17 protein-coding genes are annotated in these 14,139 nt (G+C 66.1%); 12 read left to right on the forward strand and 5 right to left on the reverse strand.

All coding sequences use genetic code 11. The features are described from left to right. The first annotated feature begins 239 nt into the window (after nt 1–239). From FHR38_RS24105 to FHR38_RS24135, 7 genes are all read left to right on the forward strand, one after another. Nucleotides 240–734: a polyadenylate-specific 3'-exoribonuclease AS gene (locus tag FHR38_RS24105; RefSeq protein ID WP_184536801.1), complete on the forward strand. Its 495-nt coding sequence runs from the start codon at nt 240–242 to the stop codon at nt 732–734. A gap of 246 nt (nt 735–980) precedes the next feature. Further along, a complete protein-coding gene (locus FHR38_RS24110) occupies nt 981–2,009 on the forward strand; it encodes a 6-phosphofructokinase (RefSeq protein WP_184536802.1) in 1,029 nt (342 codons plus the stop codon). A 108-nt stretch (nt 2,010–2,117) separates the two neighbouring features. Beyond that, nucleotides 2,118–2,945, forward strand: a complete 828-nt coding sequence (gene proC / locus FHR38_RS24115; protein WP_184536803.1) for a pyrroline-5-carboxylate reductase — start codon at nt 2,118–2,120, stop codon at nt 2,943–2,945. A gap of 222 nt (nt 2,946–3,167) precedes the next feature. Then, entirely contained in the window at nt 3,168–3,791 is a 624-nt protein-coding gene (locus FHR38_RS24120) for a hypothetical protein (protein ID WP_184536804.1), read from the forward strand. A 1-nt stretch (nt 3,792) separates the two neighbouring features. Further along, nucleotides 3,793–4,155, forward strand: coding sequence for a hypothetical protein (locus FHR38_RS24125; protein WP_184536805.1), 363 nt, complete (start codon nt 3,793–3,795; stop codon nt 4,153–4,155). A gap of 2 nt (nt 4,156–4,157) precedes the next feature. Continuing rightward, nucleotides 4,158–4,925, forward strand: coding sequence for a hypothetical protein (locus FHR38_RS24130; RefSeq protein WP_184536806.1), 768 nt, complete (start codon nt 4,158–4,160; stop codon nt 4,923–4,925). 10 nt (nt 4,926–4,935) lie between these two features. Continuing rightward, nucleotides 4,936–6,078, forward strand: coding sequence for a S8 family serine peptidase (locus FHR38_RS24135; RefSeq protein ID WP_184536807.1), 1,143 nt, complete (start codon nt 4,936–4,938; stop codon nt 6,076–6,078). A 48-nt stretch (nt 6,079–6,126) separates the two neighbouring features. Here the strand turns inward: FHR38_RS24135 and FHR38_RS24140 are convergent, their stop codons facing one another. Further along, nucleotides 6,127–6,684, reverse strand: coding sequence for an MFS transporter (locus FHR38_RS24140; protein ID WP_184536808.1), 558 nt, complete (start codon nt 6,682–6,684; stop codon nt 6,127–6,129). Here FHR38_RS24140 and FHR38_RS33320 point away from each other — a divergent pair. Continuing rightward, entirely contained in the window at nt 6,598–7,017 is a 420-nt protein-coding gene (locus tag FHR38_RS33320) for a CGNR zinc finger domain-containing protein (protein WP_312882596.1), read from the forward strand. The two genes, FHR38_RS24140 and FHR38_RS33320, sit on opposite strands and share 87 nt — an antisense overlap. A gap of 52 nt (nt 7,018–7,069) precedes the next feature. Here FHR38_RS33320 and FHR38_RS24150 read toward each other — a convergent pair whose 3' ends face one another. The 4 genes from FHR38_RS24150 to FHR38_RS24165 all read right to left on the reverse strand — a co-directional run bounded on the left by FHR38_RS24150 (nt 7,070) and on the right by FHR38_RS24165 (nt 10,831). Then, nucleotides 7,070–7,981, reverse strand: coding sequence for an aminoglycoside phosphotransferase family protein (locus FHR38_RS24150; protein WP_184536809.1), 912 nt, complete (start codon nt 7,979–7,981; stop codon nt 7,070–7,072). A 43-nt stretch (nt 7,982–8,024) separates the two neighbouring features. Then, on the reverse strand, nt 8,025–8,516 hold the full coding sequence (locus FHR38_RS24155) for a TIGR00725 family protein (RefSeq protein WP_184536810.1): 492 nt from the start codon (nt 8,514–8,516) through the stop codon (nt 8,025–8,027). An 18-nt stretch (nt 8,517–8,534) separates the two neighbouring features. Beyond that, nucleotides 8,535–9,167, reverse strand: a complete 633-nt coding sequence (locus FHR38_RS24160) for an HAD family hydrolase (protein WP_184536811.1) — start codon at nt 9,165–9,167, stop codon at nt 8,535–8,537. Nucleotides 9,168–9,262: 95 nt separating this feature from the next. After that, nucleotides 9,263–10,831: an NsdA family TPR-like regulatory protein gene (locus FHR38_RS24165; protein ID WP_184536812.1), complete on the reverse strand. Its 1,569-nt coding sequence runs from the start codon at nt 10,829–10,831 to the stop codon at nt 9,263–9,265. A 137-nt stretch (nt 10,832–10,968) separates the two neighbouring features. Between FHR38_RS24165 and FHR38_RS24170 the strand changes: the two genes are divergently transcribed. The 4 genes from FHR38_RS24170 (at nt 10,969) to FHR38_RS24180 (ending at nt 13,992) form a co-directional block, all read left to right on the forward strand. Then, the gene (locus FHR38_RS24170; protein WP_312882377.1) at nt 10,969–12,066 is read left to right on the forward strand and encodes a DUF4037 domain-containing protein; all 1,098 of its coding nucleotides are present in this window, start codon (nt 10,969–10,971) and stop codon (nt 12,064–12,066) included. Between the two features lie 447 nt (nt 12,067–12,513). After that, entirely contained in the window at nt 12,514–12,636 is a 123-nt protein-coding gene (locus FHR38_RS32935; protein WP_281384908.1) for a hypothetical protein, read from the forward strand. Beyond that, a complete protein-coding gene (locus FHR38_RS24175; protein ID WP_246446726.1) occupies nt 12,633–13,766 on the forward strand; it encodes an FAD-binding oxidoreductase in 1,134 nt (377 codons plus the stop codon). The genes FHR38_RS32935 and FHR38_RS24175 overlap by 4 nt, the downstream gene beginning before the upstream one ends. After that, on the forward strand, nt 13,744–13,992 hold the full coding sequence (locus FHR38_RS24180) for a DivIVA domain-containing protein (protein ID WP_184536813.1): 249 nt from the start codon (nt 13,744–13,746) through the stop codon (nt 13,990–13,992). The genes FHR38_RS24175 and FHR38_RS24180 overlap by 23 nt, the downstream gene beginning before the upstream one ends. The last annotated feature ends 147 nt before the right edge of the window (nt 13,993–14,139 follow it).

Below are 14,139 nucleotides of genomic sequence, written 5' to 3' on the forward strand. Positions count from 1 at the left end.
ATCGGCCGATGAGGGGGAGGTCGCGACGGCATTGCCAACCGACTGCCGGTGTGGTTCGCGCGACGATAGGCCACCAAAAGATCGACCAATGGAAAGATCGGCAAGCGGTAAAGATCGGTAACCAAAAGCGCGGTGATCCGTTGGGGAGGGCGGTCACCGCGCTTTCGGATTTGTCCCTGATTCGGCCCAGCGTGGCCCCGGTGATCGGCGATCAAGCCGGATCGGCGAGGATGACGCCGATGGTTTACCGCTATTTCTACGACTGTGAGTTCATCGAGGACGGCCGGATCATCGACCTCGTGTCGATCGGCGTCGTCGACGAGTACGGCCGCGAGTTCTACGCGGTCTCCACCGAGTTCGACGACTCCCGGGCGGTGCCCTGGGTGCGCCGTAACGTCCTCGACAAGCTGCCCTCGCCGGCCGACCGGGCGTGGCGCTCCCGGCAGCGCATCCGGGACGATCTCTACGAGTTCTTGATGGAGCCGGTGCGGGATCGGCCGGCGGAACGGCTGGAGCTGTGGGCCTGGTACGCCGCGTACGACCACGTGGCATTGGCCCAGCTCTGGGGCTCGATGACCGAGCTGCCCCGGGAGATCCCCCGGTTCACCAAGGATCTGCGCCAGGTCTGGGACGACCAGGGGCGACCCCCACTGCCCGATGCGGCGGCCGAGCGGCACGACGCACTGGTCGACGCCCGACACAACCTGGCCCGCTGGCGGGCCATGGGCGGCTGACCAGTGTTGCCGCGACACGCGGTCGACGCGCGAGTTCGCGCCGGTCGGCGTGTCCCGCTGCCCGTGCCTGATCAAGGCACCTCTTCCGCGTACGGGAGGCGGGGTGCGCTGGCCTGGCCTTCGACGGGCGACTACAGTGCGCAATGGCGGCCCGCCCCGGGCCGGCAACGACGCCGACGGTCTGACGTGACTCGACCCTGGGGCTCTACTGGGTCTGCCCAATAGCTCCTGGAGGATGAGCAGATCATGCGTATCGGCGTGCTCACCGGCGGTGGTGACTGCCCAGGTCTGAACGCGGTGATCCGGGCGGTCGTGCGTAAGGGCGTGGACGTCTACGGACACGAGTTCGTGGGCTTCCGGGACGGGTGGCGTGGCCCGCTGGAGGGGCTGACCCGGCCGCTCGGTATCGCGGACGTACGCGGCATCCTGCCCCGGGGTGGCACCATCCTCGGTTCCTCCCGGACCAACCCGTTCAAGATCGAGAACGGGGTCGAGCGGATCAAGGACAACCTCGCCGCGCAGGGCGTCGACGCGCTGATCGCGATCGGCGGCGAGGACACCCTGGGCGTGGCCACCAAGCTCTACGAGCTGGGTGTCCAGGTCATCGGGGTGCCGAAGACGATCGACAACGACCTCGGCGCGACCGACTACACCTTCGGCTTCGACACCGCGGTCAACATCGCCATGGAGGCGATCGACCGGCTGCACACCACGGCGGAGAGCCACCACCGCACCCTGGTGGTCGAGGTGATGGGCCGGCACGCCGGCTGGATCGCGCTGCACGCCGGCCTCGCCGGTGGCGCCAACGTGATCCTGCTGCCCGAACGGCAGTTCGACGTCGAGCAGGTCGCCACCTACGTCGAGAAGCGGTTCCAGAAGCAGTACGCCCCGATCGTGGTGGTAGCCGAGGGCGCCCACCCCCTCGACGGCCAGATGCAGCTGCACAACCAGGAACTCGACGCGTTCGGCCACGTCCGCCTCGGCGGCATCGGCCAGTGGCTCGCCGAGCAGATCGAGGCCAAGACCGGCAAGGAGGCCCGGACGGTCGTACTCGGGCACATCCAGCGCGGTGGCACACCCACCGCGTTCGACCGGGTGCTGGCCACCCGGCTCGGTCTGCACGCGATCGACGCCGTCCACGAGGGCGATTGGGGCAAGATGATGGCCATGCAGGGCACCGACATCGTGCGGGTGCCGCTGGCCGAGGCGACCCGGGAGCTGAAGACCGTGCCGCTGGAGCGGTACGCCGAAGCCGAGGTCTTCTTCGGTAGCTGAGGTCGACAACGGAAGATCGATCGGTGGGCGGCCTCGTCGTACGATGCGACGGGCCGCCCGCCTGCGGCCGGCACCGTCCGGTCGGACCAGCGGAGAGGGGTACGGCAGATGACGTCCGGTGACTCGGCGGTGTCGACCGTTGCCGTGCTCGGTGCGGGCAAGATGGGTGAGCTGGTGCTCTCCGGCCTGCTGCGCGCCGGTTGGCCGGTAGACCGGCTGCTCGTCACCGCCCGCCGCCCGGAACGCGCCGCCGAACTGGCCACCCGCTACGGCGTACGGGTGGTGGACAACCTCACCGCGGTGGCCGACGCCGACGTGCTCGCCGTCGGCGTCAAGCCGCAGGACGCGGCCGCGTTGCTCGACGAGATCGGCCCCAAGATCTCCGCCGACCAGTTGGTGATCTCGCTCTGTGCCGGGCTGCCATCGAGCTTCTTCGGCCGGCGCCTGGTCGACGGCACCCCGGTGGTCCGGGTGATGACCAACACCCCGGCCCGGGTCGACCAGGCGATGACCGCGATCTCGGCCGGTCCGCACGCCACCGAGGCGCACCTCGCCCTGGCCGAGGCGATGTTCGCCCCGCTCGGCACCACCATCCAGGTGCCGGAGTCACAGCAGGACGCGGTGACCGCACTCTCCGGCTCCGGCCCGGCCTATTTCTATCTGCTGGTCGAAGCGATGATCGACGCGGGCGTCCTGCTCGGCCTGCCCCGCGCGACCGCCCACGAGTTGATCGTGCAAACCGCGATCGGCTCCGCCACCATGCTGCGCGACTCCGGCGAGCATCCGGTCAAGCTGCGCGAGGCGGTGACCTCCCCGGCCGGCACCACCAGCGTCGCCCTCCGTGAGTTGGAAAACCACGGGGTACGCGCCGCGCTGCTCGCCGCCCTCGAAGCCGCCCGCAACCGGGCCCAGGAACTCGCCGCCCAGTCGGAGTAGCCGACCGCCTGGGCATAGCGCATGTCCTCTGGCGTAGCACATGCGGTGTCCGCATCGGTAGTTTGGTCGCCTCCGTCTAGTGCCTACCGCTGCTGTGCTGACTGCGTGTGTCAATTTACTGACAGGCGAGTGATGTCCGAAATTGATAGATCGATGACGAAATCCTCTTGATCTTGTGGCCTATACTCCGGGGCGTATTTCGCGTCTACGGGGAGGATGCGCATGCGCAACGCGCGACAACGCGAGTCTGCTAGCCCGATCGACAGACTCATCGACCTTCGGGACAGGACACTCGCATTGCGTCGGGTCATCGGGGCGGCCACCAACTCCACTCCCCGTTACCGAGGCCGTGACGCCACACGCCTGGTATCGGTGGCAGCCGGTGGGAATGGTCGCGTCGAAGCAGTTGACATCGACGAGGGTTGGTTCCACGGGCGCGGCGCATCCGGGCTCGGCCCCGCGTTGTTGGAGGCATATCAGGCGGCGATGGCCGAGGTGTTGCGTGGCGCAGTGGAACGGATCGAGGAGGCTGGGGAGGAAGGCCGCCCCTCGTTCGTCGAAACAAGCACTCCTACGCCATCCGTAGAGCCCTTCTCGTACGTCACGTTCGACGATGTCGAGGAAGCACTGCGCGCCTTCGATCGGGGGCTGGCCGAGCGTCGTGAGCATCGCACTGCTGCCCCGCCCGACGGGGAGCGGGTCCTCCATGGCCCATATTCTCTCGTCACAATCGTCGTCCGCGACGGTGCCATCACCGCGATCCGGGTCGAGAGCCATGTCACCCGTAGCCAGGTACGACTGGTGAGGCAGGATGCCGTAGCCGCCTTTGGCAAGTTGGGAGCCTGACGTGCCCACCGATAAAGACGAGTTAACCGTCGTCTTCGAGGCGTTTGATGTGGAGAAGAAGAAATGGCTCAAGCTGGCCGGCGATATTTCTGTCCTCAAGGGCAAGATGGCCGGACTGAACCTGATGCCGACCGCCTTCTTCTGTGGCGAGCCAGCGACCGCCCTGCAGCTCTCCAGGTCCTATGACGAGATCTACGCGCTCATCGGCAAGCTGATGACCGACGCGGCTCAAGAATTCGACCAGATCGGCGGGGCACTGCAGATTGCGGCCGACCGCTACGACGGCAGCGACCAGCAGTCCGCGCAGACGCTCGAGGCCATCTATGGCAGTGGCAGAGACGAAGACATCTCGGGGGGACCGTGATGGTGCCTAGCGACAAGCAAGCGAGCGCAGAAAACAGCCTCAAGGAAGCAATCGACAAAGTTGCTCAAGGGTTGACGGCGCTCGACAGCAGTAAGCGGCAGCTGGTCAGTGCCGTCAACTCCGCGATGCGGAAGACGAGTTTCCTCTCGCCAGTCATTGCCCTTGCGTTACATAACAAGGTTTCCGCAGCTGTCGGTCAGCTGTGCCAGCGAATCGGAGAGCTGAAGGATGTCTGCAATGAGTACGTGGAAGCGGCTACGCCCGTCTATTCGCTGCTCAGGGTGGGGTTCGGCTGGCAGAAGACGGTGCTGCCGGGAGTGAGCGGTATGGTGGGCATCGCTCGCGATATAAAACCGCAGGCCCTGCATGCATGGCAAGGCCCGGCGGCGAAGGCGTACCTGGAGAAGCGCTGGGGTCAACGGGACGGGCTGCAAGGGCTCACCAATGTGATCAAGGACGCCGGCAGCTGGCTCATCGACGTGGCTGCTCTCAACGCCAAGTTTCTTATCGACCTAGCGCAGCCTGTGGTTGACCTGGCCGAATCGATCGTCGAGATCGCGATCGAGTTGGTTACGGTGATCGGTCTACTGGAAGCCATCGACACAGCCGCAGACGCGATTGCCAAAGCCTCGACGGCGATCATCGACATTGCCACGAAGGCGGCTGCGCACGTTTATGCCACTGCCCAACAACTCGGCGATGCGCAGACGATCATCAGCGACAACAGCCTCTTCCCGGACGGGAAATGGCCCCAGGCCGTCTACAGGTAGAAGGAGAACCATGTCTCGCTGCGCCTTCGCCCGGCATGCGGCGGCCGCGCTTGTCCTTGGCCTACTGGTCGTCGCCGGTGCTGCGCCAGCCGCCGCGCAAACTCCAAGAGACGAGCAGTGGTACCTCGACCAGATAGGGATCGACCGCGCACATGCGGCGACAACCGGTGAGGGCGTGCTGATTGGGATGCTGTCGCAAGGGGTCAACGTTGACCATCCGGAGTTGGGCGGCCGGGTTCGTCAGCGGCAGACGTTCAGACAAGGCAATGTCGTCGAGCCGTTGACGGGCCGCATCCACGCCACCGTCAACAACTCGGAGACCGCACTCGCTGGGTTGATAGTGGCGGGTGGCGGCAGTGGGCTTCTCGGGGTCGCGCCCGGTGCGGAGATTCAGCCCTTTGCCCACTTCGGCAATGGTGACCGTATGTCGCTCGCCGTACGCTGGCTTGTCGACCAGGGGGCCCGGGTTATCAACATTGCGGGGTTCGGTGCCATCCCCGCCCGTCAGCGAGACACCTGGGACGGCATTCGCTATGCCCTCGCCAAGGATGTGGTCGTCATCGTCGATGCGATGACGGTCGACGGGACCCCTGCCGTCATCTCGCAAGGTTTGTTGGTGGTTGGCGGTGTCGATCGGGACGGAAAGCGCCCAGAAGTAGAGGAACGATACGCCGATCGAAGTCGGATCAACCTCTGTGCACCCGGCATCGCCGACGAGTTCATCGGGTTGATGGCAGCACCAGTCGCCGGTAAGACCTATTTTCCTGTCTTGGCGAACCCCGGTAACCGGGCAGCGGCGATCGTCACCGGGGCTGCTGCCCTCGTACGGGCGAAGTACCCCGACCTGAACGCCGCGTCGGTCATCAACCGGTTGTTGGCCACGGCAAAGGACGCGGGTGCGCCGGGACCGGACCCGACCTACGGCTACGGCCTGCTGGACGTGGGGGCGGCGGTGACGGCGGACATCGCACCGGTCGCGAAGAATCCACTCGGCGACCCCGGGCCACGACGGGACCAGGACGACAGCTCGGCAGGGTTGGCCATTCTGGGCGTCATCATGCTGGTTGGCCTGGTCGGGATCGGGGTGATCGTGACGGTGCTGGTCGCCGTAGTGCGTACGCAGCGCCGGCGCAGGGCAGGACCATTGCGCTGACCGATCGCTGGCCTGCCTGCGCCGGCGGGTTCGCTCGAAGAGGGCCTGCTACGGCTGGGCCGCGTCGTGGATGCTGGCCAGTTTCGGAACCCGTGACAGGGCCACCCACAGCGTGGAGAGCGAGATGCCGACCGCACCGATCGCCATCGCCGCGTACGGGCCTGCCTGCGTTGCGATGACACCGCCGATAGCGGCACCCACCGGCACGGCGCCCCAGGAGATCAGCCGGTATCCGGAGTTGACCAGTCCCCGTAGATCTTCGGGTATCGCGGCTTGGCGCAGGCTGACCGCGTGGACGTTGGCTATTCCGGTGCCGATGCCTGTGACGACGAAGATGGCGCAGAGCAGCGGCAACAGTCTGAAGCCGGCCCAGTTGACAAGTAGCGTGCCCAGAGATGCGCTGTTACCGACGACAAGCGTGACGATTAGGACCCGGCCGTAACCGAAGCGGGCGGAGAACCGGGCACCAAACCAGGCACCGAGGAACGAGCCGATGCCGCCAGCGGTTACACCGCCCCGATCGCTACCGGACAGGTCAGCGACGATGAGCTCCGTCGGGCGCGTGGCCTGTGCGAGGCGTTGCGGGCGGCGGCTACTGCGAACCACGACAAGGCCGCATTGCCTGCGGGTGTGCTGGACGTCTTGAACGACGCTGTGGAGCGTGCCGGCATTCTGCTGTCCTTCACACCAGACCGTTATTGGCGCGCGATGGCTCGGGCGGAGGGCGCTGATGGTGCGATGGGTGAACTCGTCCTTCGCGTGACCGAGTCGATGACCGCCGGCACTTGGCCCCGGCTCAAGGTGTGTGTGAGCGACGCCTGCCACTGGGCGTTCTACGACACCTCACGCGCCGGCACCGGCAAGTGGTGCTCGATGCGCGTATGCGGTAACCGCGCCAAGCAGGAAGCCTGGCGCGACCGTCGTCGCACGAACGAATAGCCGCCGCGGACGCACCCATCTGTACGCCTGCGGCGGCCCCGCCCCGCCAACGTCAGTGGCTGAGCTGGGCGTACGGCGTCCATCGCGCGTGCTGGTCGTCTTCGACGATGGATCGAAGACGAGTGTCGAACTCGGCGGCGATGCCGGCCGAGCTGGCGAGTAGCGGGACCGCAGCAGCGATCATTTTCAGTTCCCGAGCATCGCGTAGTAGCGGCCAGTCGGGGTCGGTGGTGACGTCGTAGCCGTACGCTGCGGCGAGGACGCTGTGGGCAGCGGTACGGCCGAAGCGAGCTTCGCCGACGGCAACAGCCGCAAGATCGGCTTGCCAGGGGCCGATGCAGGTGGCGTCGAAATCGCACAGGACTACGTGGCCGATGGGTTGGCAAAGCAGGTTGCCGACGTGGGCGTCACCGTGGATCAGCTGCTGTTCGCCTGACCGTCTGTTGAGGGCGGCGACCTGGGGAGCAAGTCGGTTACACCAGCCCAGGAGCAAGGCGCGGTGGCTGTCGCTCAGGGCTTCCGCGTCACTGATCCGTAGCCGCGCATCGCGGACAGGGTCCCAGGCGGCGAGCGGGAACGGCGGCGCGCCGAGGGCATGAAACTCGCGGAGAACAGTGCCAAGGTTCTCCACAGTTGGTTCCTGCGGTGCGGACGGTACATATCGCCAGACGGAGGCCAGCAGGTTGCCGACCTGAACGGGTTGCGCGATGTCCGGTGCGAGCCGGATTGTCGGAGCGTCGATCTGGGCGAACCACTGTGCGAGTCGTACGACTTTGTGCACCCGGTCGTGAAGCTGATGGCTCCGGGTGATGCGGATGACGAGCCCAGCACTGGGCAGTGCGAAGACGGCGTTGTTGGTCAGCCGTATCAGTCGAGCATCATTGACAGGTACGCCGAGTTGCCGAGCAACCTGGTGCATGGCATCGGTCATTGCCTGCCTGGTGAATCGGCCAGTTGTCGTCATGCGGTGGCCGATCCGACCTGCCGTACGCCACTACTGCTCATGTTCAGCCAGCTGTGGTGGCTTCGGGCGGCTCGGTGGCTTGTCGTACGGCGTCCTCGGGGGTGTCGACGTAGCGGACGCCGGGGACCAGTTCGCCGTCTGGAGTGACTACGCGCCACCCGCCGAGGGCGATGACCGGGATGGTGCCGCGTCGCATCGCGAGGGCGACTTCGCTGAGGGTTCCCCATGAGCCGCCGATGGCGATGACCGCGTCTGCGCTCCAGACGATGATGGCGTTTCGGGCCTCGCCCATGTTGGTCACGATCGTTATGGAGAGGTCTTCGCTGGCCCCGTCCCGGGTGTCGTTCGGGCGTACGCCAACGACCACCCCGCCATGTGCGCGTACGCCAGCGGCGACAGCCGCCATGACGCCGGTGCCCCCGCCGCAGATCGTCGCGACTCCTTGCTGGGCAAGCAGTTCACCTACCCGGTAGGCCTGGGCCTTGTCCTTCTCAGTGCAGAACCGAGGGCCACAGACGGCAACCTGGAAAGTCACTCGGTCTCCTCCACATAGCTAAGTTGAACTCCTAGCCCACGTCGTGAACTGGCGTCGGAGTTCGGCAATGGTTTCGTGGGTATCCAGGTGGTGAATTGCTGACATGCCTAGTCCCCGGGCGGGTGCAAGGTTGGCGGCAATATCGTCAACGAAGACGCTTTCAGGTCCCGAGACGCCGAGCATGTCGAGCATAAGAAGGAAGATCTCGGGCTCAGGCTTGCGAAGCTTTACTTGATCCGAGAAGATCAAGGCATCTGCGCGCTGGTCCAGGTCGTAACCGTCATATGGGTTGAAGTGGCCTGTGCCCCACGAATTTGACAGTACTCCGATGCGCGTGCCACGTGATCGCAGATCGGCCACGGCATCGAGCATCAGGTCATCAGGGCTGAGGTTGGCGCACATTCGAGCAAGCAGGCCGTCGGGGCTGATTCTGGCGGCGTTTGCCAAGCCCTTCTCAAAATCATCCTGGCTGACCTCGCCGCGCTCCATGCCGATGTAGAGCCGGTGCACTTCGTTGTCGTGGCGCATTAGATCCAAGAGAGCATTGTCGGCCAAGCCATCTTGTCGAGCGCATGCTCGTATCGAATCCCACAGGTCGCTGGTGAGCACGCCGCCAAAGTCGAGAATCAGAGCAGTCGGTGTATTGGGCATCAGGTCACGTTTCTGATGGGTAGGCCGTGATCGGCGCGGGTGAGCATCACTTCGGTTTGTAGGAGGCGGGCCAATCGTATGGCGTAGTCGAGTCTCTAGCTTGGTAGCGAGGGCAGCTCCCGAGTCGCCGGGTATGCGCAGAAAAGAGCGATCTGCTCCGTCAGGTCCCGTGCGGAGATGGATCCGGCGAACCGGGTGTCGGACAGTGTCTTGCCAGTGTTCGCCATTCGCTGAGCAATCGGAAGGGTCCGCTTTTCTGTGGGCAACCCGAGCACGGGACGTAGGTGTTCTGTTGCGCCGTCAAGATCATTCAGCGCGAGGTGCGCGGAGACGAGGTCGAGTTGGGCGGCTGCGATGAATTCCGGGCAGCGCTCTGTGGGTGGCTGGGCAGCGAAAAGTTCGAGTGCGTGTTGTGCCTCGGTGACCGCGCGTCGTAGCCGATCCTCATCGCCGAGTGCGATGAGGACCTCACTGGCGTAGTACGCGGCTTTGCCAGGGGCGAAGTGGAACACCCCCGCCGGCTCGTCGGTGTCCGAAGTGACGTGCGAGCGGGCATCCTGTGCGATCGAGAGGGCCCGCTCGGCTGAACGCTGCTCTGCTGCTGCCGCGTGTGCGCGCGCTTCCTGGCTGGCCAGCCGAACCAGGCTGCTGCCGGCAGATACGTAACGCTGCCCGCTGTGCGCGATTTCCGCTGCCTGCCGGTAGTCGCCGTTCCAATAGGCGAGGTTCGCCTGCACCCACCTGACGTAGGACCGGAGTGGGTTGTCATCGGCGAATTCCGCGCACAACCAGGCGCTGCGTGCGTGGGTCTCGGCCGGGTGACTTTGGCCAAGATCAGTGCAAGCATGAGCGAGGAGGGCACAGAGCTGTCCCGCGACCCGATAGAGCTCAGTTAGCACGTGGGGGCGCTGCCGTTCCTCAAGAAGCGCGAAGGCGTTGCTCCTGAGCTGGGCCAGTGGGCGCAGCATCAGGTACGGCGGGCGTGAGAGGTAGTCAACGGCCAGTTGGCGGACATCCGCGCTAAGTTGATCGACTATAGAGAGATCGACAACACCGGTAGTCCGACGAACGAAACGTGCCGACTCTTCAGTGGCCATCATGATCACCTCGCTCAGCGATCCATCTACGATAGATCGCTTGTTGAGCCCCTGGCCATCCATCGGCCTCATTTCGCGCTGCACGCCTGAGAGCTCCAGGTCCGCGTGCACGCCTCGCAACTCGGTCGGAGGAGGGGCCGGAGCGCTGGCGTCATTTCTGCCGTCGCTGGTGTCCTGCAGTTTGAACCAGAGTAGGTGGGCGGGGATGTGGAGGAGTTGTGCCCAGTGGATGAGGCGGTCGAGGTGGATCATGGGTGGGCTGTTTTCGGCGCGGCTGAGTTGGGCTTGGGTGATGCCGAGCCAGCGGGCGACGAGGTCTTGGGGGAGGGCGAGTCGGCCGTGGTAGGGGTGGTAGCGGTAGGCGCGGACGACTTTGCCGAGGTGGCGTTCGTGTAGGGCTTGGCGGATGGGTTCGTGGTCCCAGAAGGTGGCCGGCAGTGTGGGTGGTGTGGTGAGTCGGTCGCGTTCGGCGGTGTGGCAGGGGGTGCAGCGTCCGCTGTCGTTGTCGCGGGCCAGTCGGGCTCCGCAGCGTGGGCAGGTGTGGTGTCGTGCCGGCGTCCTCGCCATGGTGGGCGGCTCCGTCCGTTGTGGTCTGCATTCGAGCCTATCCAGTCAACACGCTGAGCTGAAGATCGCTATACGCGTTGTGTATATCGTCCATCCCTGCCGGGCGGCGTCGATCTCATGGCTCGTACGGTGGCGGTGTGCAGGAGTCGTTCATGTCGGGGTTGCGGCTATGTGAGCTGTTCTATGTCGAGGCGGTGCGTCCGCTGCTGGTGGAGGCATACCCGGATCTGCGGTACGCGGCGGGGCGCTTGGGAACGGGCTCGGACGTACTCGGCTTCGACACGGAACGCTCGGTCGACCACGACTGGGGACCACGGTTGGAGCTGTTCCTGGCCGCCGATGATGTCGTTCGCTATGGCGAGCGGATCTCGGAGTTGCTGTCGGCGCGGCTGCCGAAGCAGTTTCGTGGCTGGTCGACGCACTTCGAGCCGCCGCAGGGACGGGTGCGATCGATGGCACCGACCGATGGGCCGGTGGCGCATCGGGTGCGGGTGACCGATGTCGGCACCTGGTGCGATGACTACCTGGGCTTCGATCCGCGGCAGGGCGTCACGGTCCTGGATTGGCTGGCGACACCGGGGCAGCGGCTGGCCGAGGTCACCGGCGGGGCGGTCTTCCACGACAGCATTGGCGAGCTGAGCGGGCTGCGGGAACGCCTTCGGTGGTATCCGGAGGATGTGTGGCGCTACCTGCTCGCGTGCCAGTGGCTGCGGATCGGCGAGGAGGAGGCGTTCGTCGGTCGTACCGCCGAGGCTGGCGACGAGTTGGGCAGCCGGGTGGTCACGGCGCGGCTGGTGCGGGAGCTGATGCGACTCTGCCTGCTGCTGACTCGACGGTTTCCGCCGTACAGCAAGTGGTTGGGCACGGCCTTCGCGGCGCTGCCGGACGCGGCGGGCATCGCTGCCGCCCTCGATGCGGCGATGAAGGCCGACACCGACGCTCGGCGGCAGGCCGCCCTGTGCAATGCCTACGAGGCGGTAGGCGAGTGGCAGAACAGCCTTGGCCTAGCCGATGCGGTCGGCGCTACCGTGCGCCCGTTCTTCGACCGGCCGTATCGGGTTATCGACGCCGGTCGGTTTGCCACTGCGCTGCTGGCCCGGATCGAAGACCCGGACATTGCCGGGCTGCCGCCGATCGGTGCCATCGACCAGTATGTGGACAGCACGGCAGTGCTGTGCCAGCCCTCGTTGGTCCATGCGTTGATGGCCACGGTCTGGCGCGGTCGCAACAAGTGACAAGAATGCGCTGAGTGATATCGAGTTATACGGAGCGCCTCTGGTGATCTGCTGTCGGTGATCATGCCGATGGTGCCCGCCTTGTCGAAATCTTGGTGCATGGCCCGGGGCGGGTGCTGGCTCCGGTGGCGGGGCGATTCCCTGATCGTTTGTGTCGCTGTTCCCGCCCGTCCCGGTGCCGTTCCAGGTTGTCGGGATGGTGCAGGGGTGAGCGCTTGTGGTGGGTGTGGACGGCGATGGGTTCGGCCGGTTGGGGTCGGTGGGGGTACGGGATGCGGTGGGCCGCTGGCTGTGGCTGGTGGAGGCCGACACCGAGCTGAAGCCGTTCCTGGTGGGGTTGGATCGGGTCCGGCTGTCCGGGCATTTGGCGTTGTTGCTGACGGCAGCCCTGGGTGGTCCGGCGGGGGATGTTGCCCGTCCGTGCACAGGTGCCTGGCAGGGCCTGGGATGTCGGAGGGCCAGCGGCATCGGGCGGTCAACTACCTGGTGGGCACCCTGCGGGCGATGGGCGTCCCTGCCCCGGCCGCTGATCGGGCCGGTCAGATGTTCACCGAGGAGACCCCGGTATGAGTGCCGGTAACGGACCCGAGCTGGTGGCGTCGTGGTCGGCGACGATGCGGCATGCCGAGGTGGCGGGGGAGTTCTTTTGGCGGGCAGTGGATGAGTCTCGCCCCGGTCTACTGCCGTTGCCCGATGCTGCGTTGTTCTTCGCTGGTCTGGGCAGGTTGGTTAGTGGTGGGGACGATGCGGCGGGCCGGGCCGCTCTGTTGGCGGTGTTGGGTCGGGCGTATCGGCGGATGCGCCTGTTCACCCCGCATCATCTGCCGATCGGTGACGCGCTGATCGACACGGTGGCGAGGTTCGCCCGCCCGTGGTGGTCGCCGCGACTGGCGAGGGATTGGCAGCGGTTGTACGAGCCGACGATCCTGGCCCTGGCCCGGGTGGGTCGTCGGGTGGGGGAGGGGCCGGCCTGGTGGCCGGGCGAGGTGGTCGACCACGATCGGCCCGCGCCGGGGATCGCGATCCTCACGGTACGACCGCAGCGGCCGTTGCCTGTCTGTCCTGGTCAGGCGGTGCCGGTGACGGTGTCGCAGGTGCCAGGCCGGTGGCGCTGGTACGCCCCGGCGAACGCGTCCCGCCCAGATGGCACCCTCGAACTTCATGTGCGGGCGGTCCCGGGCGGCAGTGTGTCCCATGCCCTGGTCGACCAGGTGTGCGCAGGTGATCGGGTCTGGTTGGGGCCGCCGTACGGGATCGGGTTGTTGTTGGACCCGGACCCTGGCACAGATCTGTTGTTGGTGGCCGGCGGCACTGGCCTGGCACCGTTGCGGGCCTTGGTGGAGCAGGTCGCGGCCGCCCCGGAGGCGCCTCGGCAGGTGACTTTGGTGGTCGGCTCACGCAACTTTATGGACCTGTACGACGCCACCAGCTTGGACAAGCTGCAGTGTGCCCATGACTGGTTGACGTTGGTGCCGGCGGTGTCGCACGACCTGGAGAACACCGAGCCGGAGGAGCGGGGTGACGCGTTGAGCCTCGCCGTGGCGCACTATCGGCCGGGGCAGGAGGTGTACGTGTGTGGTCCGCCGGCGATGAACCGGACCGCGTTGCTGCGGCTGCTCGTTGCCGGGGTGCCAGCCGAGCGGATTTACTTGCCCGACGAGTACGAGAGTCTGCACCATGGGTACCTACCACAGTCGTAACGGCGGCCCGTTGACCGCCGACGGCATCCGCAACGCGCGGTTGCCGTACGCGAGGTTGGGTCGGCGTGGCTACCAGCCGGCGCAGGTCGATGCCCTGCTTGCCCGGCTGGCGGCGGAGACCGCCGACCGCTGCCAGCAGATCCGACTGCTCCAGGCCGAGAACGACCGGATCAAGGATGCCCTCCGCACCTGGCAAACCGACCAAGCCAACCACCAGTTCCGGTGAGCAGCGATCGGAGGGCCGGGGCAGCGGATACCCTTTCCGCGTAGCGGGCGGGAAGGGCATCCGCGTTGTGGTTGCTTACCTCGCGAAAGCCTCGGCGGCCTGCTCTGATCGAGGTCGTGGATGGAACGCTACGCACCTTATCCGGCT

Source organism: Micromonospora polyrhachis (assembly GCF_014203835.1).
In the GTDB taxonomy this organism is placed as follows: domain Bacteria; phylum Actinomycetota; class Actinomycetes; order Mycobacteriales; family Micromonosporaceae; genus Micromonospora_H; species Micromonospora_H polyrhachis.

Coding starts and splice junctions, on each gene's coding strand:
- FHR38_RS24105 (WP_184536801.1), top strand. CDS start 240: ATGGTTTACCGCTATTTCTACGACTGTGAGTTCATCGAGGACGGCCGG.
- FHR38_RS24110 (WP_184536802.1), top strand. CDS start 981: ATGCGTATCGGCGTGCTCACCGGCGGTGGTGACTGCCCAGGTCTGAAC.
- proC (WP_184536803.1), top strand. CDS start 2,118: ATGACGTCCGGTGACTCGGCGGTGTCGACCGTTGCCGTGCTCGGTGCG.
- FHR38_RS24120 (WP_184536804.1), top strand. CDS start 3,168: ATGCGCAACGCGCGACAACGCGAGTCTGCTAGCCCGATCGACAGACTC.
- FHR38_RS24135 (WP_184536807.1), top strand. CDS start 4,936: ATGTCTCGCTGCGCCTTCGCCCGGCATGCGGCGGCCGCGCTTGTCCTT.
- FHR38_RS24150 (WP_184536809.1), bottom strand. CDS start 7,981: ATGACGACAACTGGCCGATTCACCAGGCAGGCAATGACCGATGCCATG.
- FHR38_RS24160 (WP_184536811.1), bottom strand. CDS start 9,167: ATGCCCAATACACCGACTGCTCTGATTCTCGACTTTGGCGGCGTGCTC.
- FHR38_RS24165 (WP_184536812.1), bottom strand. CDS start 10,831: ATGGCGAGGACGCCGGCACGACACCACACCTGCCCACGCTGCGGAGCC.
- FHR38_RS32935 (WP_281384908.1), top strand. CDS start 12,514: ATGTCGGAGGGCCAGCGGCATCGGGCGGTCAACTACCTGGTGGGCACC.
- FHR38_RS24175 (WP_246446726.1), top strand. CDS start 12,633: ATGAGTGCCGGTAACGGACCCGAGCTGGTGGCGTCGTGGTCGGCGACG.
- FHR38_RS24180 (WP_184536813.1), top strand. CDS start 13,744: ATGGGTACCTACCACAGTCGTAACGGCGGCCCGTTGACCGCCGACGGC.